14 protein-coding genes are annotated in these 21,064 nt (G+C 70.3%); 11 read left to right on the top strand and 3 right to left on the bottom strand.

The window, feature by feature from the left end; genetic code table 11:
• Positions 1-17: 17 nt before the first annotated feature.
• Positions 18-1,199, bottom strand: coding sequence for a CAP domain-containing protein (locus OHT51_RS12280; RefSeq protein WP_328878957.1), 1,182 nt, complete (start codon positions 1,197-1,199; stop codon positions 18-20).
• Between the two features lie 152 nt (positions 1,200-1,351).
• On the opposite strand from OHT51_RS12280, the gene OHT51_RS12275 reads away from it, so the two are divergent.
• From OHT51_RS12275 to OHT51_RS12260, 4 genes are all read left to right on the top strand, one after another.
• The gene (locus OHT51_RS12275) at positions 1,352-1,633 is read left to right on the top strand and encodes an acylphosphatase (RefSeq protein ID WP_328878956.1); all 282 of its coding nucleotides are present in this window, start codon (positions 1,352-1,354) and stop codon (positions 1,631-1,633) included.
• 383 nt (positions 1,634-2,016) lie between these two features.
• Complete coding sequence (locus OHT51_RS12270; RefSeq protein ID WP_030048901.1) at positions 2,017-2,220, top strand: hypothetical protein; 204 nt, start codon at positions 2,017-2,019, stop codon at positions 2,218-2,220.
• 255 nt (positions 2,221-2,475) lie between these two features.
• Entirely contained in the window at positions 2,476-6,051 is a 3,576-nt protein-coding gene (gene smc, locus OHT51_RS12265; protein WP_328878955.1) for a chromosome segregation protein SMC, read from the top strand.
• 246 nt (positions 6,052-6,297) lie between these two features.
• A complete protein-coding gene (locus OHT51_RS12260; RefSeq protein ID WP_328878954.1) occupies positions 6,298-7,713 on the top strand; it encodes a sugar porter family MFS transporter in 1,416 nt (471 codons plus the stop codon).
• Positions 7,714-7,860: 147 nt separating this feature from the next.
• Here the strand turns inward: OHT51_RS12260 and OHT51_RS12255 are convergent, their stop codons facing one another.
• Positions 7,861-8,832: an LLM class flavin-dependent oxidoreductase gene (locus tag OHT51_RS12255; protein ID WP_328878953.1), complete on the bottom strand. Its 972-nt coding sequence runs from the start codon at positions 8,830-8,832 to the stop codon at positions 7,861-7,863.
• Positions 8,833-8,937: 105 nt separating this feature from the next.
• Here OHT51_RS12255 and ftsY point away from each other — a divergent pair, with 105 nt between their 5' ends.
• The gene (ftsY, locus tag OHT51_RS12250) at positions 8,938-10,149 is read left to right on the top strand and encodes a signal recognition particle-docking protein FtsY (RefSeq protein ID WP_328878952.1); all 1,212 of its coding nucleotides are present in this window, start codon (positions 8,938-8,940) and stop codon (positions 10,147-10,149) included.
• 111 nt (positions 10,150-10,260) lie between these two features.
• On the opposite strand, the gene OHT51_RS12245 is transcribed toward ftsY, so the two are convergent.
• On the bottom strand, positions 10,261-10,917 hold the full coding sequence (locus OHT51_RS12245) for a bifunctional DNA primase/polymerase (protein WP_328878951.1): 657 nt from the start codon (positions 10,915-10,917) through the stop codon (positions 10,261-10,263).
• Positions 10,918-11,375: 458 nt separating this feature from the next.
• Here OHT51_RS12245 and nsdA point away from each other — a divergent pair, with 458 nt between their 5' ends.
• The 6 genes from nsdA to ftsH all read left to right on the top strand — a co-directional run bounded on the left by nsdA (position 11,376) and on the right by ftsH (position 21,064).
• Positions 11,376-12,869, top strand: a complete 1,494-nt coding sequence (nsdA, locus tag OHT51_RS12240) for a transcriptional repressor NsdA (protein ID WP_328878950.1) — start codon at positions 11,376-11,378, stop codon at positions 12,867-12,869.
• A gap of 338 nt (positions 12,870-13,207) precedes the next feature.
• The gene (locus OHT51_RS12235; protein WP_328878949.1) at positions 13,208-14,551 is read left to right on the top strand and encodes an ammonium transporter; all 1,344 of its coding nucleotides are present in this window, start codon (positions 13,208-13,210) and stop codon (positions 14,549-14,551) included.
• Positions 14,548-14,886, top strand: a complete 339-nt coding sequence (locus tag OHT51_RS12230; RefSeq protein WP_003997576.1) for a P-II family nitrogen regulator — start codon at positions 14,548-14,550, stop codon at positions 14,884-14,886. The genes OHT51_RS12235 and OHT51_RS12230 overlap by 4 nt, the downstream gene beginning before the upstream one ends.
• Positions 14,887-14,915: 29 nt before the next feature.
• Positions 14,916-17,363 carry a [protein-PII] uridylyltransferase gene (locus tag OHT51_RS12225; protein ID WP_328878948.1) on the top strand — a complete coding sequence of 816 codons (2,448 nt, stop codon included), beginning with the start codon at positions 14,916-14,918 and terminating at the stop codon, positions 17,361-17,363.
• Between the two features lie 83 nt (positions 17,364-17,446).
• Positions 17,447-18,997, top strand: coding sequence for a signal recognition particle protein (gene ffh, locus OHT51_RS12220; protein ID WP_328878947.1), 1,551 nt, complete (start codon positions 17,447-17,449; stop codon positions 18,995-18,997).
• A 129-nt stretch (positions 18,998-19,126) separates the two neighbouring features.
• Positions 19,127-21,064, top strand: coding sequence for an ATP-dependent zinc metalloprotease FtsH (gene ftsH / locus OHT51_RS12215; protein WP_328878946.1), 1,938 nt, complete (start codon positions 19,127-19,129; stop codon positions 21,062-21,064).

The following is a 21,064-nucleotide window of genomic DNA, read 5'->3' as shown; positions in this document are numbered from 1 at the left end:
TCTGACCTGCGCTTGTCTCAGTAGCCGAAGTCCTGCGTCCACCAAGGGCCGCCGGCGCCGAGCTGCACGCCGACGCCGAGGGTCTTGAAGTCGCAGTTCAGGATGTTGGCCTTGTGGCCCGGGCTGTTCATCCAGGCGTCCATCACGGCGGCCGCGTCGGACTGGCCGCGGGCTATGTTCTCGCCGCCGAGGTCGGTGATGCCGGCCTTCGCGGCCCGGTCCCACGGGGACGCGCCGTCGGGGTCGGTGTGGTCGAAGAAGCCCCGCTCGGCCATGTCCGCACTGAAGTCCTGGGCCAGATCGGCGAGCGAGCTGTTGGCGGCGACCGCGCTGCAGCCGACCTGAGCGCGCTCCTCGTTGACGAGCTTCAGCACCTCGGCCGCGGCGGCGGCCTGTGCGGACACCGTCACGGGAGCGCTGGTCTGCTCCTTCTCGGGCTTCTTCTCAGGCTTCTGCTCCGGCGTCTTCGTGGCCGTACGCGAAGGCGTGTCCTTCGGCTTCTCGCTGGGCGTGGCCGAGGGCTTCTTCGACGGGGTCTTCGTCGGCGCGGCCGAGGAGGTCGACGGGGCCGGCGAGGTGGGCCGCTCGGTGTCGCGGCTCGTCGACGAGCCGTTCTCGTCCCTGTCGGCGCTGCCGGAGGTGCCGCCCTGCTCGTTGGGGGAGTTGGTCGGGGTGTCGGCGGCCTGCACCTTGTCCGCGCCGTTGCCGCCGCCGAGCCTGTAGTTGTCGATGCCGGGCACCACGCCGGTGGCGACCGCGACCGTGCCCAGGGCGACCGCAGCGGAGACGCCGAGCAGACCGGTCTTCACCGGCGCCACGGCCTTCTTCTTACGGCGGCGGTGCGCGCCGTTCCCGGGGCGACGGGAGCCGGAGCTGGGCGTGAAGCCGTCACTGCGGAAGACCGCGGTGTCCGCGCCCGAGGCGGAGCCGCTCATGGAGGCGGCGTCGCTCGGGAAGGTCGCGGTGTTGGTGATCCGGTCGTAGTCGTCGTCCTCGGCGAAGAGGTACGCGTCGCTCTTCGCGTAGGCCTCGGCGTACGCCTCCGGGTTCAGATAGGGCGCGATGCCCATCGTGGGCCGGACGCCGTCGTGCGAGTTGAGCGGGTCGTGGCCCTCCGTGTAGGAGCCGTCCGTATGTGTGACCCCCGTGGCGCGGCCGGTGGCGGCGCGTCCGGCGGCGGAGCGTCGGTGGCGTCCCATGTTCTGGCCTTCCTCGTCCCTGCGGTCTCAACGTCCTCACAGAACTCACTCGATCGTGTGAGTTTCATATGAGATTCATTGGGTGGGGACGGTACCGCATGGCGCCAGGGGAGGAAGTGCTCGGAGAGACATTGGCCCGTTAGGTTGCACCTATGAGCGACGATGTGCGGCTGGTCGCCTGGGTGCGTGGAAGCGTCCAAGGTGTGGGTTTTCGCTGGTTCACGCGGGCCAAGGCCCTCGAGATCGGCGGCCTGAGTGGTTTTGCTCTCAATTTGGCCGACGGTCGGGTCCAAGTGGTTGCGGAGGGCCCGCGCAAGGGTTGTGAAGGGCTCCTCGACTGGCTCCAGGGCGACGACACGCCCGGGCGGGTGGACGGTGTCACCGAGATCTGGGACACACCTCGCGGGTGTTACGACGGCTTCGCCATCCGTTGAGCCGGTTCTGTAAAGCAGCCCTGGAACAAGCGGACGGATCTGCCACCGGCAACTGCCCCAAGCAGAAATGAGCAGGTGGTTGCCAAGAACGGCTCACGGTGGCAGGCTCCGCACTGAAGGATGATCGCCACGCCCCGAAGGGCCCGCAGGAGTCGCCGCGCAGCCGTCTCAAGGCCGTGTGCCCCCGGGTTTGCCCGCCAATACGGGGCGTGATCGTGTTGACCGTCAAACTTTTTGGTGAGACGCTGAAAGCCCCGCGCACCTTCGCTGTTTGGCGTGGCTGAACGGCAGTACAACTCCAGGCCTGCCAACCAACCGCGGGTGCGAATCCCTCACGACCCACACCGCTTCGGTCGGTCACTCATTGTGGAGGACCATCCATCATGGCAAAGGCGCTTCTCGGTTACGTCGGCGGCTCCGACCCTCGACTCCTCGCCGAGATGCGACGGCTCCAGCAGCGTGTCCAGGACCTGGAATCCGAGCTCGGACGGATCCAGGCGGAGAACGACGCGCTGACGGCTGCCGCTTCTCACGACAGGATCATGGAGAGCATCGACGCACACCAGGCGGAGCCTGCGCTCACCTGATCACTGCATCGCTCCACGACAGCACAAGCAGTGGTTTGGGCGGCTCGTATCCAACCGCTAGGTAGTTGTCAGGCGACTGGCAAGTCAGTCGTCAGAAGTTGCAAGGGACGCTTCGGCGTCCCTTCTTTCTTGCCCCCTGGCTTACTGCCCCGCGCATCCTTTCACCCTCTTTAACGTCTGGTGTGCCCTGCACGTTCATCGGTGAAACCGCGGGTTCATGGAGCGAGATACAGGCGGAAGGTAGAGTCCAGCGGCGTGCACCTCAAGGCCCTGACCCTCCGCGGGTTCAAGTCGTTCGCCTCGGCGACCACACTCCGGTTCGAGCCGGGCATCACGTGCGTCGTCGGACCGAACGGCTCGGGCAAGTCCAACGTGGTGGACGCGCTCAGCTGGGTCATGGGTGAGCAGGGTGCCAAGTCGCTGCGCGGCGGCAAGATGGAGGACGTCATCTTCGCCGGCACGACCGGGCGTCCGCCACTTGGCCGAGCCGAGGTTTCGCTGACCATCGACAACTCGGATGGCGCACTGCCCATCGAGTACGCCGAGGTCACCATCACGCGGATCATGTTCCGCAACGGCGGCAGCGAGTACCAGATCAACGGCGACACGTGTCGCCTCCTCGACATCCAGGAACTGCTCTCCGACTCCGGCATCGGCCGCGAGATGCACGTCATCGTCGGCCAGGGCCAGCTCGACTCCGTCCTGCACGCCGACCCGATGGGCCGCCGCGCCTTCATCGAAGAGGCGGCCGGTGTCCTCAAGCACCGCAAGCGCAAGGAGAAGGCCCTCCGCAAGCTGGACGCGATGCAGGCCAACCTCGCGCGCGTGCAGGACCTGACGGACGAACTGCGCCGACAGCTCAAGCCTCTCGGCCGCCAGGCGGCCGTTGCGCGCCGGGCCGCCGTCATCCAGGCGGATCTGCGCGACGCCCGGCTCCGCCTCCTCGCCGACGATCTCGTACGGCTCCGTGAGGCGCTCCAGACCGAGGTCGCCGACGAGGCCGCGCTGAAGGAGCGCAAGGAGGCAGCCGAACAGGAGCTGAGGAAGGCGCTCCAGCGCGAAGGGCTCCTGGAGGACGAGGTACGGCAGCTCACGCCGCGCCTGCAGCGGGCCCAGCAGACCTGGTACGAACTGTCCCAGCTCGCCGAGCGGGTGCGCGGCACGATCTCGCTGGCCGACGCGCGCGTGAAGAGCGCGACCTCCGCGCCGCCGGAGGAACGGCGGGGCCGCGACCCCGAGGACATGGAGCGCGAGGCCGCCCGCATCCGTGAGCAGGAGGCCGAGCTCGAAGCGGCCCTGGAGGCAGCCGAGCGGGCCCTGGAGGACACGGTCGCGCACCGCGCCGAGCTGGAGCGCGAACTCACGCAGGAGGAACGGCGTCTGAAGGACGTCGCCCGGGCCATCGCCGACCGCCGCGAGGGCCTCGCCCGGCTGAACGGGCAGGTCAACGCCGCCCGTTCACGTGCGGCCTCCGCCCAGGCCGAGATCGACCGCCTTGCCGCCGCACGGGACGAGGCCCAGGAGCGGGCCTTCGCCGCGCAGGAGGAGTACGAGGCGCTGAAGGCCGAGGTCGACGGCCTGGACGCCGGCGACGCGGAACTCGCCGAGCAGCACGAAGCCGCCAAGCAGCAGCTCGCCGAGGCCGAGGCCGCGCTCACGGCAGCCCGCGAGGCGGCCACCGCGGCGGAACGCGGTCGCGCCGCGACGCAGGCCCGCCACGAGGCGCTGGCGCTCGGCTTGCGGCGAAAGGACGGCACGGGCGCGCTGCTCGGAGCGAAGGACCGGCTCACGGGACTGCTGGGCCCCGCCGCCGAACTGCTGACGGTGACGCCGGGCTACGAGGTCCCGCTGGCGGCGGCTTTCGGTGCGGCGGCGGACGCGCTGGCGGTGACATCGCCTTCGGCGGCGGCGGACGCCATCCGCATGCTGCGGAAGCAGGACGGCGGAAGGGCGTCACTCTTGCTCGCCGGGGCACCGGAGGCGCCGCAAAGGGAAGACGCGACCGGCCACAACGAAGCGGCGTCCGCCACGCAGCAACACGCGGCAGATCTGGTCCGCGGCCCTTCCGACCTCATGCCGGCAGTACGACGCCTCCTGCACGGCATCGTCGTCGTCGGCACGCTCGAAGACGCCGAAGACCTCGTGTACACCCACCCCCACCTCACCGCCGTAACCGCCGAAGGCGACCTGCTCGGGGCCCACTTCGCGCACGGGGGGTCCGCCGGGGCGCCCAGCCTCCTCGAAGTGCAGGCCTCCGTGGACGAGGCCGCTGCCGAGCTGGAAGAGCTGGCCGTGCGGTGCGATGAGCTGGCCGAGGCGCAGCAGGTGGCGGTCGAGCGGCGCAAGGAGCGTGCCGCGCTGGTCGAGGAGCTGGGGGAGCGGCGCAGGGCGGCCGACCGGGAGAAGTCGGCCGTCGCGCAGCAGCTCGGGCGGCTCGCCGGGCAGGCGCGCGGCGCCGCCGGTGAGGCCGAGCGGTCCGTCGCCGCCGCCACGCGCGCGCAGGACTCGCTCGACAAGGCCCTCCAGGAGGCCGAGGAGCTGACCGAGCGGCTCGCTGTCGCCGAGGAGATGCCGGTCGAGGAGGAGCCCGACACGTCGGTACGGGACCGTCTCGCCGCCGACGGCGCCAACGCACGGCAGACCGAGATGGAGGCCCGTCTCCAGGTCCGTACCCACGAGGAGCGCGTCAAGGGGCTCGCCGGACGTGCCGACTCCCTGGACCGCGCCGCCCGCGCCGAACGCGAGGCACGGGCGCGTGCCGAGCAGCGGCGGGCCCGGCTGCGCCACGAGGCGGCCGTCGCCGAAGCCGTCGCCTCCGGTGCCCGGCAACTCCTCGCGCACGTCGAGGTCTCCCTCGCCCGCGCCGACGAGGAGCGCACCGCCGCCGAGGCCGCCAAGGCCCGCCGCGAGCAGGAGCTCACCGTCGCCCGTAACCAGGGCCGCGACCTCAAGGCCGAGCTCGACAAGCTGACCGACTCCGTCCACCGCGGCGAGGTCCTCGGCGCCGAGAAGCGGATGCGGATCGAGCAACTGGAGACCAAGGCGCTGGAGGAGCTGGGCGTGGAGCCCGCCGGGCTCGTCTCCGAGTACGGTCCCCACCAGCTCGTACCGCCCTCCCTGGCCGCCGAGGGCGAGCAGCTTCCCGAGGACCCCGAGCATCCCCGCAACCAGCCCAAGCCCTTCGTCCGGGGCGAACAGGAGAAGCGGCTCAAGGCCGCCGAGCGCGCCTACCAGCAGCTCGGCAAGGTCAACCCGCTCGCCTTGGAGGAGTTCGCGGCACTGGAGGAGCGGCACAAGTTCCTCAGCGAGCAGCTGGAAGACCTGAAGAAGACCCGCGCCGATCTGCTCCAGGTCGTCAAGGAGGTCGACGAGCGCGTCGAGCAGGTCTTCACCGAGGCCTACCGCGACACCGCCCGGGAGTTCGAGGGCGTCTTCAGCCGGCTGTTCCCCGGTGGCGAGGGACGGCTGATCCTGACCGATCCCGACAACATGCTCACCACGGGTGTCGATGTCGAGGCGCGTCCGCCCGGCAAGAAGGTCAAGCGGCTGTCGCTGCTCTCGGGTGGTGAGCGTTCACTCACCGCGGTCGCGATGCTGGTGTCGATCTTCAAGGCCCGCCCGAGCCCGTTCTACGTCATGGACGAGGTCGAGGCCGCCCTCGACGACACCAACCTCCAGCGACTGATCCGCATCATGCAGGAGCTGCAGGAGGCCTCGCAGCTGATCGTGATCACCCACCAGAAGCGCACGATGGAGGTCGCCGACGCGCTGTACGGCGTCTCCATGCAGGGTGACGGGGTGTCAAAGGTCATCAGCCAGCGACTGCGTTGACGCCCGCGCTGCCGATCATCGGGCGCGATCACCTTCACCGTCACACTTGTCTTCACGTTTGCCTTCACCTTCACTTCAAGAAGTGAACACAACTCACTTAGTCACGTCTCCAAGGTCACAGCTTTCTGGGTATTGACTTCGATACTTGAAGGCATAGTCTCTGCAACGTTGCTTTTAACTTCAGGTATCACTACTTGGAGCGGCTGACCCCCACCCGGCAGCGTTGCCGGCGCCCGAGGAGTACACGTGACCAGCACAGCGCAGGCATCCACGTCAGGAGCGAGGACGGCGCACCCCGAACATCTCGGGCACGTCGTCTTCATCACCGCGGCGGCTGCCATGGGCGGCTTCCTGTTCGGCTATGACAGCTCCGTCATCAACGGAGCCAACGGCGGCATCCAGGCCCGGTTCGATCTCAGCTCCGGCGTCACCGGTACCGTCGCCGCAAGCGCCCTGCTCGGCAGCGCCCTCGGCGCCGCGATCGCCGGCCGCATAGCCGACCGCATCGGCCGCATCCGCGTCATGCAGATCGCGGCGGTGCTGTTCGCCGTGAGCGCCGTCGGCTCCGGCCTCCCGTTCGCCGCGTGGGACCTCGCGGCCTGGCGTGTCCTCGGCGGCATCGCCATCGGTATGGCCTCGGTCATCGGCCCCGCCTACATCGCCGAGGTCGCCCCGCCCGCGTACCGAGGCAGGCTCGCCTCCTTCCAGCAGGCCGCCATCGTCATCGGCATCGCCGTCTCGCAGCTCGTCAACTGGGCCATCCTCAACATGGCCGACGGCGAGGAGCGTGGGACGGTCGCGGGCCTGGAGGCCTGGCAGTGGATGCTCGGCGTGATGCTCGTGCCCGCCCTGGTCTACGGCCTGCTGTCGTTCGCCATCCCCGAGTCCCCGCGCTACCTGATCAGCGTCGGCCGCACCGAGGACGCGAAGAAGGTGCTCGCCGACGTCGAGGGCGGCGTGGACCTCGACGGCCGCGTCACCGAGATCGAGCAGGCCATGAAGAGCGACCACAAGTCGACGTTCAAGGATCTGCTGGGCGGCCGGTTCGGTCTGCTGCCGATCGTGTGGATCGGTATCGGCCTCTCCGTCTTCCAGCAGCTGGTCGGCATCAACGTCATCTTCTACTACTCGAACCTGCTGTGGCAGTCGGTGGGCGTCGACCCGTCGAGCTCGTTCTTCTACTCGTTCGAGACCTCGATCATCAACATCATCGGCACCGTGATCGCGATGATCTTCGTCGACCGCATCGGCCGCAAGCCGCTGGCCCTCATCGGCTCCGTCGGTATGGGCATCTCGCTCGCGGCGGCCGCCTGGGCCTTCTCCTTCCAGAACGGCAACGACCCGCTGCCCACCGCGCAGGGCTACGTGGCGCTGATCGCCGCCAACGCCTTCGTCCTCTTCTTCGCCCTGTCCTGGGGCGTGGTCGTCTGGGTCATGCTCGGCGAGGTCTTCCCGAACAAGATCCGTGCCGCCGCCCTCGGTGTGGCCGCCTCGGCCCAGTGGATCGCCAACTGGGTCATCACGATCACCTTCCCGGACCTGTCGGACTGGAACCTGTCGCTCACCTACGTCATGTACGCGGTGTTCGCCTTCCTCTCCATTCCCTTCATCCTCAAGTTCGTGCCCGAGACCAAGGGCAAGAAGCTGGAGGAGATGGGCTGAGCCGCCAGGGCTCCCCGAACTCGGGGAGAAGGGCCAAGTCCCCGCTGCCCCTCTCCCCGTAACCCCGCCGCCGCCCCGGCTCGGCCACTGCCCGAGCCGGGGCGGCGGTGTCGTGTGCGAGGGGACACGGCCTCGGATGCGACGCGATCAGTCGCCGAGCCCCGGCAGCACCCGCTCGCAGAACAACCGCAGGCTGCGCCACCCCTCCTCCACCGGCATCCCGCCGGACAACGGGTGCAATACGTAGTTGGCGTGGCCCAGCGCCACACACTCCTCGGGCGTCACGATCCGGTACACGCCCTCCGCGCGCAGTTCCGCCACCGTCGTGGCCCCCGACTTCACCGCCGAGCGGATCTCGCCGGACTGCCACGAGGCGTACGTCCGTGCCTCGTGCAGGAAGTGCTTCCCGTACTGCGCCCACGACCGGTCGGGATCCTCGGCCACGTGCAGCAGCGGCGTCTCGGCGGCCGGCATCATGGTCCAGCCCTCGGTGCCGTACTCGACGAGCCGCTCCTTGTAGTACGCCTCCAGCTCCGGCAGATGCGCGCTGGGGAAGAACGGCAGGCCGAGCCGGGCGGCCCGGCGGGCGGCGGCCTTCGAGGAGCCGCCGACCAGCAGGAGCGGGTGCGGATCGGTGTACGGGCGCGGAGTGACCCGTACCGTACGGCCCCGGTACTCGAAGGGCTCGCCGGTCCAGGCCTTCAGCAGCGTCTCCAGCAGCTCGTCCTGGAGTCTTCCGCGCCGCTTCCAGTCCACGTCGAACAGGGCGTACTCCTCGGGCCGGTACCCGATCCCGGCGACCGTCACCAGCCGGCCGCCGCTCAGCAGGTCCAGTACGGCGATCTCCTCGGCCAGCCGCAGCGGGTCGTGCAGTGGCCCGATGATCGCCGAGACCGTGACGGCGATGCGGCGCGTCGCGCCGAAGACCGCGGCCGCGAAGGCGAACGGCGACGGCAGCCAGTTGTTGTCGGCGCCGTGGTGCTCCTCGGTCTGCACGGTGGTGATGCCGTGCTCGTCGGCGTACGCGGCCATCTCCAGGGCCGCCCGGTAGCGGGCGGCGAGTGAGGCGGGGGTCGCGTCGGGCTCGACGAGGTTGAAGCGTACGACCGTGACGGGCATGGGGGTCCCCCTTCACCGGGCGGGTGTGAAGGCGGACGTTAGCTGACGGTGTGTCAGACATCCAGAGCGGTGTCGCCGGGCTCCATGGCCGATACTGGACGGGTTATGGACATCGTCATCCTTGCTGTAGTCATCGCCGTGGTCGTGCTCGGCGCGCTCGGCGGGCTCATCATCGGCAGCCGGCGCAAGAAGCCGCTGCCCCCGCCGCCGCCCGCCGCCCCCGACATCACCGCCCCTCCGGCCGAGCCGCACGTCGGCGACGAGGCCGAGACGCCGCGCGACGAACCGCGCCGGACCATAGAGGAGGTGGATCTTCCCGACGGCTCGACCGGAGTCGCCGTCGAGGAACCGCCCGTCGTCGAAGAGCCCCCGCCGATCGAGATCGAGGTCCCGGAGCCCACCGCGGGCCGCCTGATCCGACTGCGCGCGCGGCTCTCCCGCTCCCAGACCGCCCTCGGCAAGGGACTGCTCACGCTCCTGTCGCGCGAGCACCTCGACGAGGACACCTGGGAGGAGATCGAGGACACGCTGCTCACCGCCGACGTCGGCGTGCAGCCCACCCAGGAGCTGGTCGAGGGGCTGCGCGAGCGCGTGAAGGTCCTCGGCACCCGCACGCCGGTCGAGCTGCGCACCCTGCTGCGCGAGGAACTGCTGAAGCTGGTCGGCACCGACATGGACCGCGTGGTCAAGACCGAGCCGGAGGCCAGCAAGCCCGGCATCGTGATGGTCGTCGGCGTCAACGGCACCGGCAAGACCACCACCACCGGCAAGCTCGCCCGCGTCCTCGTGGCCGACGGCCGCAGCGTCGTGCTGGGCGCCGCCGACACGTTCCGTGCCGCCGCCGCCGACCAGCTGCAGACCTGGGGCGAGCGGGTCGGCGCCTACACCGTGCGCGGGCCGGAGGGCGGCGACCCCGCCTCCGTCGCCTTCGACGCGGTGAAGGAGGGCAAGGAGATGGGGTCGGACGTCGTCCTCATCGACACCGCCGGGCGCCTGCACACCAAGACCGGCCTCATGGACGAGCTCGGCAAGGTCAAGCGGGTCGTCGAGAAGCACGCGCCGCTGGACGAGGTGCTGCTCGTGCTGGACGCGACGACGGGGCAGAACGGCCTGGTCCAGGCTCGTGTCTTCGCCGAGGTCGTCGACATCACCGGCATCGTGCTCACCAAGCTGGACGGCACGGCCAAGGGCGGCATCGTGATCGCGGTCCAGCGTGAACTGGGCGTGCCGGTGAAGCTGGTCGGACTCGGCGAGGGCGCCGACGACCTGGCGCCGTTCGAGCCGGAGGCGTTCGTGGATGCGCTTATCGGAGAGTGACCTACGAAATTCGTACCTGCTCGAAGCCGAGAAGCGCCCGCCCCCAAGGTGCAGTTGGGGGACGGGCGCTTCTCTGTGTACGGCTGTGACGGCTGTGCCCGGTGGTGCGCGCTACGCCCGCGACCGATGAGCCACGTAGGCCAGCGTCCCGAGCAGCAGTCGCGCGGCCGGCGGCTTCGTGGCCGTGTCCAGCTGCGGCGCCCGCAGCCAGCGCACCGGCCCCAGCCCGCCCCGGTCGGACGGCGGGGCCGTGATGGACGTGCCGGGGCCGAGGCCGCGCAGGTCGAGGTGGGTCGGGTCGTCCCAGCCCATGCGGTAGAGGAGCTCGGGGAGCTCGGCGGCGGCGCCGGGGGAGACGAGGAACTGCGCGCGGCCCTCGGGCGTGGCGGTGACCGGGCCGAGGGGGAGACCCATCCGCTCGAGCCGTGCCAGCGCACGACGTCCGGCCGGCTCGGCCACCTCGATCACGTCGAACGCCCGCCCGACCGGCAGCATCACCGAGGCACCCGGGAACTCCGACCACGCCTTGGCGACCTCGTCGAGCGTGGCCCCGGCCGGGATCTGCGGCGCGAAGTCCAGGGGGTGTGCGCCGGGCGCGTCGCAGTCGGACCGGCCGCACGAGCAGGCGCCCGCGGCGGCTCGCGCGCCGGGCGCCACGTCCCAGCCCCACAGCCCGGTGAACTCGGCGACGGCGGTGCACTCCGAGGCGCGGCCGCGTCGACGCGTGCCGGACCGGATCTCCCGGATGCCGCCGATCGTGAAGCCCATGCCCCCTCCAACGGGTCCAGTGCGCCGGTGGTTACGGCACGGAACCGGAACGTGACCCTGTGTGCTCCTCGGAGGCCGGTTACCCTCCGGCGCCGTTCGGCTCACGCGGCGCTTGGAAGCACTCAGGGTTGTGGACTCAGCGACGCGCGCCTCACAGTGCTTCGCTCCGCCCACTTCCGGCCGTCCTATGTCAAGTGAATCGCGTGGAGGCGTCCGTTAGTTCATTCGAAGGGGTGGCGAATGGTGGCGTTTCCCGGATCGCCATGGCTGGAGGCGTGATCGTAGGATTACCGTGTGTGCACGGACCCTCGGGGCACATGCACTCGTGGGTATGCCGGGGGCAAGTCGGCTTTCCGTTCGAAGGGTGACAACTGCCGGACGGGAGACCGTATTTACCGGCATTCTGATAGGGCTTGGCGCACTCGGTGACAAGTGGTCCAAGGGATGGGGGCGTTCCAGTGAGCGGCAACAGCGGAAGCGGTACGAGCGCCGGTGGCGCAGCGCACGCTGACAAGCGCCCGAACGAGCTGCTCGCGTCCTGGTTCGTGCGCAGCGGCTGGTCGAAGGGCGAACTGGCCCGCCAAGTGAACCGCCGCGCACGCCAGTTGGGTGCCAACCACATCTCGACCGACACCTCGCGTGTACGCCGCTGGCTCGACGGTGAGAACCCCCGCGAGCCGATCCCGCGGATCCTGTCCGAGCTGTTCTCCGAGCGGTTCGGCTGCGTCGTCTCCGTCGAGGACCTCGGTCTGCGCGCCGCCCGCCAGTCACCCTCCGTGTCCGGTGTCGACCTGCCCTGGACGGGTCCGCAGACGGTGGCCCTGCTCAGCGAGTTCTCGCGCAGCGACCTGATGCTGGCGCGGCGCGGCTTCCTCGGGAGCTCGCTGGCCCTGGCTGCGGGCCCGGCGCTCATCGAGCCGATGCAGCGCTGGCTGGTCCCCGCGCCGTCCGCCGCGCACCAGGAGTCCCGGCCCGTTCCGTCCTCACGCGCGCGTGGCCGGCTGTCCAAGCCCGAGCTGGACCTGCTGGAGTCCACCACCGTGATGTTCCGGCAGTGGGACGCCCAGTGCGGCGGCGGCCTGCGCCGCAAGGCAGTCGTGGGGCAGCTGCACGAGGTGACCGACCTGCTCCAGGAGCCCCAGCCGGAGTCCACCACCAGGAAGCTGTTCAAGGTCGCCGCCGAGCTGGCGGAGCTGGCCGGCTGGATGTCGTACGACGTGGGGCTCCAGCCCACCGCGCAGAAGTACTTCGTGCTCGCGCTGCACGCCGCCAAGGAGGCCGGCGACCGGCCGCTCGGCTCGTACATCCTCTCCAGCATGAGCCGCCAGATGATCCACCTCGGCCGGCCCGACGACGCCCTGGAGCTGGTCCACCTCGCGCAGTACGGCAGCCGGGACTGCGCCAGTCCGCGCACCCAGTCGATGCTGTATGCGATGGAGGCCCGCGCCTACGCCAACATGGGGCAGCCCGGCAAGTGCAAGCGGGCGGTCCGGATGGCCGAGGACACCTTCTCCGAGGCCGACGAGTGGGACGAGCCGGACCCCGACTGGATCCGCTTCTTCTCCGAGGCCGAGTTGTACGGCGAGAACTCCCACTCCTACCGCGACCTCGCCTACGTCGCCGGCCGCAGCCCGACGTACGCCTCGCTGGCCGAGCCGGTCATGCAGCAGGCCGTGGACCTGTTCGCGAAGGACGGCGAGCACCAGCGGTCGTACGCGCTGAACCTGATCGGCATGGCCACGGTGCATCTGCTCCGGCGCGAGCCCGAGCAGAGCACGGTCTACGCCGAGCACGCCATGCAGGTCGCCAAGAAGGTTCGCTCCGAACGCGTCAACACTCGTATTCGAAAGACGGTCTACACGGCCGTACGCGACTTCGGGGATCTCGCCGAGGTCGTGGACCTGACGGACAAGCTCGCAGTCGAGCTGCCGGAGACCGCGGAGGCGGTCTGACGACCGCGGGCGATCCCGCACAAACCCCAGAACCCCGGCCGCGGCCGGCCCTCCCGAACTGCCCGACTCGGCTCCCCCATGCCAGGTCATCGGAAGGCCGCCCGCGGCCGGCTTTTTCTTCCTTCAGTGAAGGTTGCGCCACGATAACGATCCGGCAGCCGGAGATCCGGCAGTTCATCGACGCGTAACACGCAAGGCGCCTTCGTCACGGCGGCGAAACAACGAGGGGCTTCCACCGAAACGGCGCTGCGCCAATCTCATGGCGCATAACCGGCCCACCCCTCATTCCGCTCAGGCTTCGCCCGCACGGGGCCGTACCAATCGACGAGGAGACGCCGATGGCATCAGCCGCCATCACGCTTGCGGCGGACGCACCCACGCTGTCGTCCGCCAACACAGGCTTCATGCTCATCTGTTCCGCCCTGGTGATGCTCATGACCCCCGGCCTGGCCTTCTTCTACGGAGGCATGGTCCGCGTCAAGAGCACCCTGAACATGCTGATGATGAGCTTCATCAGCCTGGGGATCGTCACCATCCTGTGGGTGCTGTACGGCTTCTCCATGGCGTTCGGCACCGACTCCGGCAGCCTCATCGGCTGGAATTCGGACTGGGTCGGCCTCAGCAACATCGGCCTGACGCAGCTGTGGGACGGGTACACCATCCCGATCTTCGTCTTCCTGGTCTTCCAGCTGATGTTCGCGATCATCACTCCGGCCCTGATCAGCGGTGCGCTGGCCGACCGCGTGAAGTTCACCGCGTGGGCGCTGTTCATCGCCCTGTGGGCCACGGTCGTCTACTTCCCGGTCGCGCACTGGGTCTGGGGCGCCGGCGGCTGGGCCTTCGAACTGGGCGTGATCGACTTCGCCGGTGGTACGGCGGTCCACATCAACGCGGGTGCCGCGGCACTCGGCGTGATCCTCGTCATCGGCAAGCGCGTCGGCTTCAAGAAGGACCCGATGCGTCCGCACAGCCTTCCGCTGGTCATGCTCGGCGCCGGTCTGCTGTGGTTCGGCTGGTTCGGCTTCAACGCCGGCTCGTGGCTCGGCAACGACGACGGCGTCGGCGCGCTGATGTTCGTCAACACGCAGGTCGCCACCGCCGCGGCCATGCTGGCCTGGCTGATCTACGAGAAGATCCGCCACGGCGCGTTCACCACGCTGGGCGCCGCCTCCGGCGCGGTCGCCGGTCTGGTCGCCATCACTCCCGCCGGCGGCGCGGTCAGCCCGCTCGGCGCGATCGCCGTCGGCGCCATCGCCGGTCTGCTGTGCGCCATGGCCGTGGGCCTGAAGTACAAGCTCGGCTACGACGACTCGCTCGACGTGGTCGGCGTCCACCTGGTCGGCGGAGTCGTCGGCTCCCTGCTGATCGGCTTCTTCGCCAGCGGCAAGGGCCAGTCCGAGGTCAAGGGTCTCTTCTACGGCGGCGGCCTCGACCAGTTCTGGAAGCAGTGCGCCGGTGTCTTCGCGGTCCTGGCCTACTCGCTGGTCGTCTCCGCGATCCTCGCCTTCATCCTCGACAAGACCATCGGAATGCGGGTCCCCGAGGACGACGAGGTCGCCGGCATCGACCAGGCCGAGCACGCCGAGACCGCATACGACTTCAGCGGCGCCGGCGGCGGTGCCGCCCGTACCGCCTCCCCGGCCCCGGTCGCGGCAGCAGCGAGCAAGAAGGTGGACGCATGAAGCTCATCACCGCCGTCGTCAAGCCCCACCGGCTCGACGAGATCAAGGAAGCCCTCCAGGCCTTCGGCGTGCACGGCCTGACGGTCACCGAGGCGAGCGGCTACGGTCGTCAGCGGGGCCACACCGAGGTCTACCGCGGTGCCGAGTACACCGTCGACCTGGTCCCGAAGATCCGCATCGAGGTCCTGGCCGAGGACGACGACGCCGAGCAACTGATCGACGTCATCGTCAAGGCCGCCCGTACCGGCAAGATCGGTGACGGCAAGGTCTGGTCCCTCCCGGTCGAGACGGCCGTACGGGTCCGCACCGGTGAGCGCGGCCCGGACGCGCTCTGAAGCAAGGGAAACAGAACAGGAGTCGCTGGGTGACGGGCACGGACGTTCGCAAGGATGCAGAGGACTCGGGACCCAGCGGCTACGCGGCGGCCCGGCTGCGCCTCCTCACCGAGGGGGCGCGGTCCGGGCCGCCGCGCCGTACCGCCCTCGCGGAACTGACCGACGACTGGCTGACCGGCCTGTTCGCCGCCGGCGCCGAGGGGATGCGCGGTGTCTCCCTGATCGCCGTCGGCGGATACGGCCGCGGCGAGCTGTCCCCGCGCAGCGACCTGGACCTGCTCCTGCTGCACGACGACGGCGACAGCAAGGCGGTGGCCGCCCTGGCCGACCGCATCTGGTACCCCGTCTGGGACCTCGGCCTGGCCCTCGACCACTCGGTGCGCACGCCGGCCGAGGCACGCAGGACGGCCGGCGAGGACCTCAAGGTCCAGCTGGGCCTGCTGGACGCCCGGCACATCGCGGGCGACCTGGGCCTCACGGCCGGACTGCGGACGGCGGTCCTGGCCGACTGGCGCAACCAGGCGCCCAAGCGGCTGCCCGAACTCCAGGAGCTCTCCGCCGAACGCGCCGAGCGCCAGGGCGAGTTGCAGTACCTCCTGGAACCCGACCTCAAGGAAGCCCGCGGCGGCCTGCGGGACGCCACCATCCTGCGCGCCGTCGCCGCCTCCTGGCTGGCCGACGCCCCGCGCGAGGGCCTCGACGACGCCCGGCGCCGGCTGCTCGACGTGCGGGACGCCCTGCACCTGACCACCGGGCGCGCGACCGACCGGCTCGCCCTGCAGGAGCAGGACCAGGTCGCCGCCGAACTCGGACTGCTCGACGCCGACACGCTGCTGCGGCAGGTGTACGAGGCGGCGCGGGTCATCTCGTATGCGAGTGATGTCACTTGGCGTGAAGTGGGGCGCGTTTTGCGGTCGCGCGCCGTGCGGCCGCGTCTGCGCGCCATGCTGGGTGGCGGGAAGCCGACCATCGAGCGCTCCCCGCTGGCCGAAGGCGTGGTCGAGCAGGACGGCGAGGTGGTGCTCGCCCGCGCCGCCCGCCCCGAACGCGACCCCGTGCTCCCGCTGCGCGCCGCGGCCGCCGCCGCGCAGGCCGGACTCCCGCTCTCCCTGCATGCCGTACGCCGCATGGCGGCCGCCGTCCGCCCGCTGCCCACACCCTGGCCCGCCGAGGCGCGCGAGCAACTGGTCACCCTGCTCGGCTCCGGGAGCCCCACCGTCGACGTCTGGGAGGCGCTGGAGGCCGAGGGGCTGATCACCCGCCTGCTGCCCGACTGGGAGCGGGTCCGCTGCCGCCCGCAGCGCAACGCCGTGCACATCTGGACCGTCGACCGTCATCTGATCGAGACCGCGGTGCGCGCCTCCGAGTTCACCCGCCGCGTCCACCGCCCCGACCTCCTCCTGGTCGCCGCGCTGCTGCACGACATCGGCAAGGGGTGGCCCGGCGACCACTCGGTGGCCGGCGAGATCATCGCCAAGGACGTGGCCGGGCGCATCGGCTTCGACCGCGACGACGTGAGCGTGCTCTCCACCCTCGTACGCCATCACCTGCTCCTCGTCGACACGGCCACCCGGCGCGACCTGGAGGACCCGGCCACCGTGCGCTCGGTCGCCGAGGCGGTGGGTTCGCAGGGCACGCTGGAGCTGCTGCACGCCCTGACCGAGGCGGACGCCCTGGCCACCGGTCCGGCGGCCTGGTCGTCGTGGCGCGGATCCCTCGTCGCCGACCTGGTGAAACGGGTCGCGGCCGTACTCGCCGGGGACGACCCCTCCGAGCCCGAGGCCGCCGCGCCGACCGCGGAGCAGGAGCGGCTCGCCCTGGAGGCGATCGCCACCGGCAGCCCGGTGCTGGCGCTGCGCGCCCAGACCGAGCCGCCGACCGAGGGGCAGCCTGCCGGTGATCCCGAGCCGCTCGGTGTGGAGCTCCTGATCGCCGTACCGGACCAGCCGGGCGTGCTGCCCGCGGTGGCCGGTGTCCTGGCGATGCACCGGCTGACCGTCCGCACCGCGGAACTGCGTGCCCTGGATCTCCCGGACGGCGTCGAGGGCTCCGTCCTGCTGCTGAACTGGCGGGTCGCCGCCGAGTACGGCTCCCTGCCGCAGGCCACCCGGCTGCGCGCCGACCTCGTACGCGCCCTGGACGGCTCACTGGACATCGCGGGCCGTCTCGCCGAGCGGGACGCGGCGTACCCGCGCCGCCGGGGCGTGGTGGCGCCGCCACCGAGGGTGTCCGTCCACCCGGCCGCCTCCCGGCTGGCCACGGTGATCGAGGTACGGGCCCAGGACGCCCCCGGGCTGCTGTTCCGGATCGGCCGGGCACTGGAGGACGCGAGCGTGCGGGTGCGCAGTGCCCATGTCAGCACCCTTGGTGCCAACGCCGTCGACGCGTTCTATGTCACAGGGCCCGAGGGAGCGCCGCTGCCCAGGGAAGAGGCGGCCTCCGTGGCCCGCAAGCTGGAGGAGACGTTGCGGGGCTGAACGGGTATCCCGGCAACCTGCGTCGCCGGGATACCCTGGAGGGCGATTGCCAGCCGCCACCGACCCCGAGGACCGCGAGCGCCGTGTTCGATACTCTTTCCGATCGCCTCTCAGCGACTTTCAAGAACCTGCGCGGCAAGGGACGGCTCTCCGAGGCGGACATCGACGCGACCGCGCGCGAGATCCGCATCGCCCTCCTCGAAGCGGACGTGGCGCTGCCCGTCGTCCGCACGTTCATCAAGAACGTCAAGGAGCGTGCGCTCGGCGTCGAGGTCTCCAAGGCGCTGAACCCGGCCCAGCAGGTTCTGAAGATCGTCAACGACGAGCTCGTCACGATCCTGGGCGGGGAGACCCGTCGCCTGCGGTTCGCGAAGCAGCCGCCCACCGTGATCATGCTGGCCGGTCTGCAGGGTGCCGGTAAGACCACCCTTGCGGGCAAGCTCGGCCGCTGGCTGAAGGAGCAGGGCCACTCGCCGCTGCTGGTGGCCTGTGACCTTCAGCGCCCGAACGCCGTGAACCAGCTGAGCGTCGTCGCCGAGCGCGCCGGCGTCGCGGTCTACGCGCCCGAGCCCGGCAACGGCGTGGGTGACCCGGTCAAGGTCGCCAAGGACTCCATCGAGCACGCGAAGACCAAGGTCCACGACATCGTGATCGTGGACACCGCCGGCCGCCTGGGCATCGACCAGGAGATGATGCAGCAGGCCGCCGACATCCGGGACGCGGTCTCGCCGGACGAGATCCTCTTCGTCGTCGACGCGATGATCGGTCAGGACGCGGTCAACACCGCGGAGGCCTTCCGCGACGGCGTCGGCTTCGACGGCGTGGTGCTCTCCAAGCTCGACGGTGACGCCCGCGGTGGTGCGGCCCTGTCGATCCGGCAGATCACCGGCAAGCCGATCATGTTCGCGTCGAACGGCGAGAAGCTCGACGAGTTCGACGCCTTCCACCCGGACCGGATGGCCTCCCGCATCCTCGACATGGGTGACCTGCTCACCCTGATCGAGCAGGCGGAGAAGACCTTCGACCAGGCCGAAGCCCAGAAGATGGCCGAGAAGCTGGCCTCCAAGAAGGGCCAGGACTTCACCCTCGACGACTTCCTGGCCCAGATGGAGCAGGTCAGGAAGATGGGCTCCATCTCCAAGCTGCTCGGCATGCTCCCGGGCATGGGCCAGATCAAGGACCAGATCAACAACCTCGACGAGCGGGACGTCGACCGCACGGCCGCGATCATCAAGTCGATGACGCCGGGCGAGCGCCAGGAGCCGACGATCATCAACGGCTCGCGGCGCGCCCGTATCGCCCGCGGTTCCGGTGTCGAGGTCAGCGCGGTCAAGAACCTCGTCGAGCGGTTCTTCGAGGCCCGCAAGATGATGTCCCGCATGGCTCAGGGCGGCGGCATGCCCGGGATGCCGGGGATGCCGGGCATGGGTGGCGGCCCCGGCCGCACCAAGAAGGCGCCGAAGAAGGCCAAGGGCAAGCAGCGCTCCGGCAACCCGATGAAGCGCAAGCAGCAGGAGCAGGAGGAGGCCGCCCGCCGGGCCGCCGCAGCTGAGGGCGGCGCCTTCGGGCTGCCGGGCCAGCAGGCCGGGCAGGACTTCGAGCTGCCGGACGAGTTCAAGAAGTTCATGGGCTGACGGTTCGTTTCGTACGGCTTACTCGTCCCGTACGGCCATCGCCGTCTCCTGCGTCACTGGGGGCGCCCCTCGCTCTGGGGGGCGCCCCCAGCGCATGCCACGACCCGGTATCTGCCGTAACGTCCAGATATGAGCAATGCCGCGCCGCCGCGCAAGGCTCCTGACCAGCCGTGGCGCACCGAGGGCACGCCGGACGAGCCGCCCGGGCGGCCCCGCGGCCGACGGATGCGCGGTCGCTGGTGGGGCCTGCTCCTCACCGCGGTGATCGTCTTCCTGCTCGCCTATGTGGGACTGACCTATCTCGACCGGGGCAACGAGCCGACCATCTCGTACACGGAGTTCAGCAGGCAGGTCGACGCCGGCAACGTCTCCAAGATCTACTCCAAGGGCGACGCGATCCAGGGCGAGCTCAAGAGCGCCCGGGACAACCCCGACGGCGACGGCGACTACACCAAGTTCAAGACGCAGCGCCCTGCCTTCGCGGACGACGACCTCTGGCAGGACCTGAGCAGCCGCGACGTGACGGTGACCGCCGAGCCGGTCGTGCGGGAGCGCGGCGTCCTGTCCAACCTGCTGTTCTCCTTGATCCCGATCGCGCTGCTGCTCGCGGTCTGGATCTTCGTCGCCCGGCGGATGGGCGCCGGCCTGGGCGGCGCGGGCGGCATGCTCGGCCGCAAGGCGCCGCCGAAACCGGTGGAGCTCCAGCCCGGCAAGGAGCGCACGACCTTCGCCGATGTGGCCGGCATCGACGAGGTCAAGGGCGAGCTGGACGACGTCGTCGACTTCCTTGAGCACCCCGACGCCTACCGCAGGATGGGCGCGAAGATGCCGCGCGGCGTGCTGCTCGCGGGCCCGCCCGGCACCGGCAAGACCCTGCTGGCGCGCGCGGTGGCGGGCGAGGCGGACGTGCCGTTCTTCTCCGCCTCCGCGTCCGAGTTCATCGAGATGATCGTCGGCGTCGGCGCGTCCCGCGTCCGGGAACTGTTCGCCGAAGCCCGCAAGGTGGCACCGTCGATCATCTTCATCGACGAGATCGACACCATCGGACGGATGCGGGGCGGCGGCGCCTCGGTGAGCGGCCACGACGAGCGCGAGCAGACGCTGAACCAGATCCTCACGGAGATGGACGGCTTCTCCGGCTCCGAGGGCGTGATCGTCATCGCGGCGACGAACCGCGCCGACATCCTGGACCCCGCGCTGACCCGGCCCGGCCGCTTCGACCGGGTGGTCAACGTCGCGCCGCCGGACCGTGGCGGGCGCGAGGCCATCCTGCGCATCCACACCCGCGAGATCCCGCTCGCCGAGGACGTGGACCTGACCCAGCTGGCCCGCACCACCCCGGGCATGACAGGCGCGGATCTGGCCAACCTCGCCAACGAGGCCGCGCTCCTCGCCGTCAAGCGCAAGCAGGACCAGGTGACCCAGCCGGACCTGTCCGAGGCCCTGGAGAAGGTGCAGCTCGGCGCCGAGCGCACCCTGGTGATGCCCGAGGAGGACCGCCGGCGCACCGCGTACCACGAGAGCGGACACGCCCTCCTCGGCATGCTGCAGCCGGGCGCCGACCCCGTACGCAAGATCACCATCGTGCCCCGAGGGCGGGCGCTGGGGGTGACGATGTCGACCCCCGAAGTGGAGCGGTACGCGCACTCGGAGGGCTATCTGCGCGGGCGGATCATCGGCGCCCTGGGCGGCATGGCGGCGGAGCAGGTGGTCTACGGGGTCGTCACCACGGGCGCGGAGAACGACCTCGAACAGGTCAGCAACATCGCGCGCGCCATGGTCGCCCGCTGGGGCATGAGCGAGCGCGTGGGCCGGCTGTCCGCCCTGCCCAGCGACGCCCAGCAGGCGTACGGGCTCGCGGCAGCCCCGCAGACCCTCGACGTGATCGACTCCGAGATGCGCCGGATCGTCGACGAGTGCTACGAGGAGGCCTGCCGCAAACTCCGGGACCATCGCGGGCAGTTGAACGCCCTGGCCGAGGCGCTGCTGGAGAACGAGACGCTGGAGGAGGCCGCCGCGTACCGGATCGCGGGGATCACGCGGCTGAAGAAGGACGACGCCCAGTAG

Origin of the sequence: Streptomyces sp. NBC_00299 (genome assembly GCF_036173045.1) — a bacterium.
GTDB lineage: Bacteria > Actinomycetota > Actinomycetes > Streptomycetales > Streptomycetaceae > Streptomyces > Streptomyces machairae.
The sequence above is the reverse complement of the archived record's forward strand: the minus strand, read 5'-3'. Positions and strand labels throughout refer to the sequence as shown.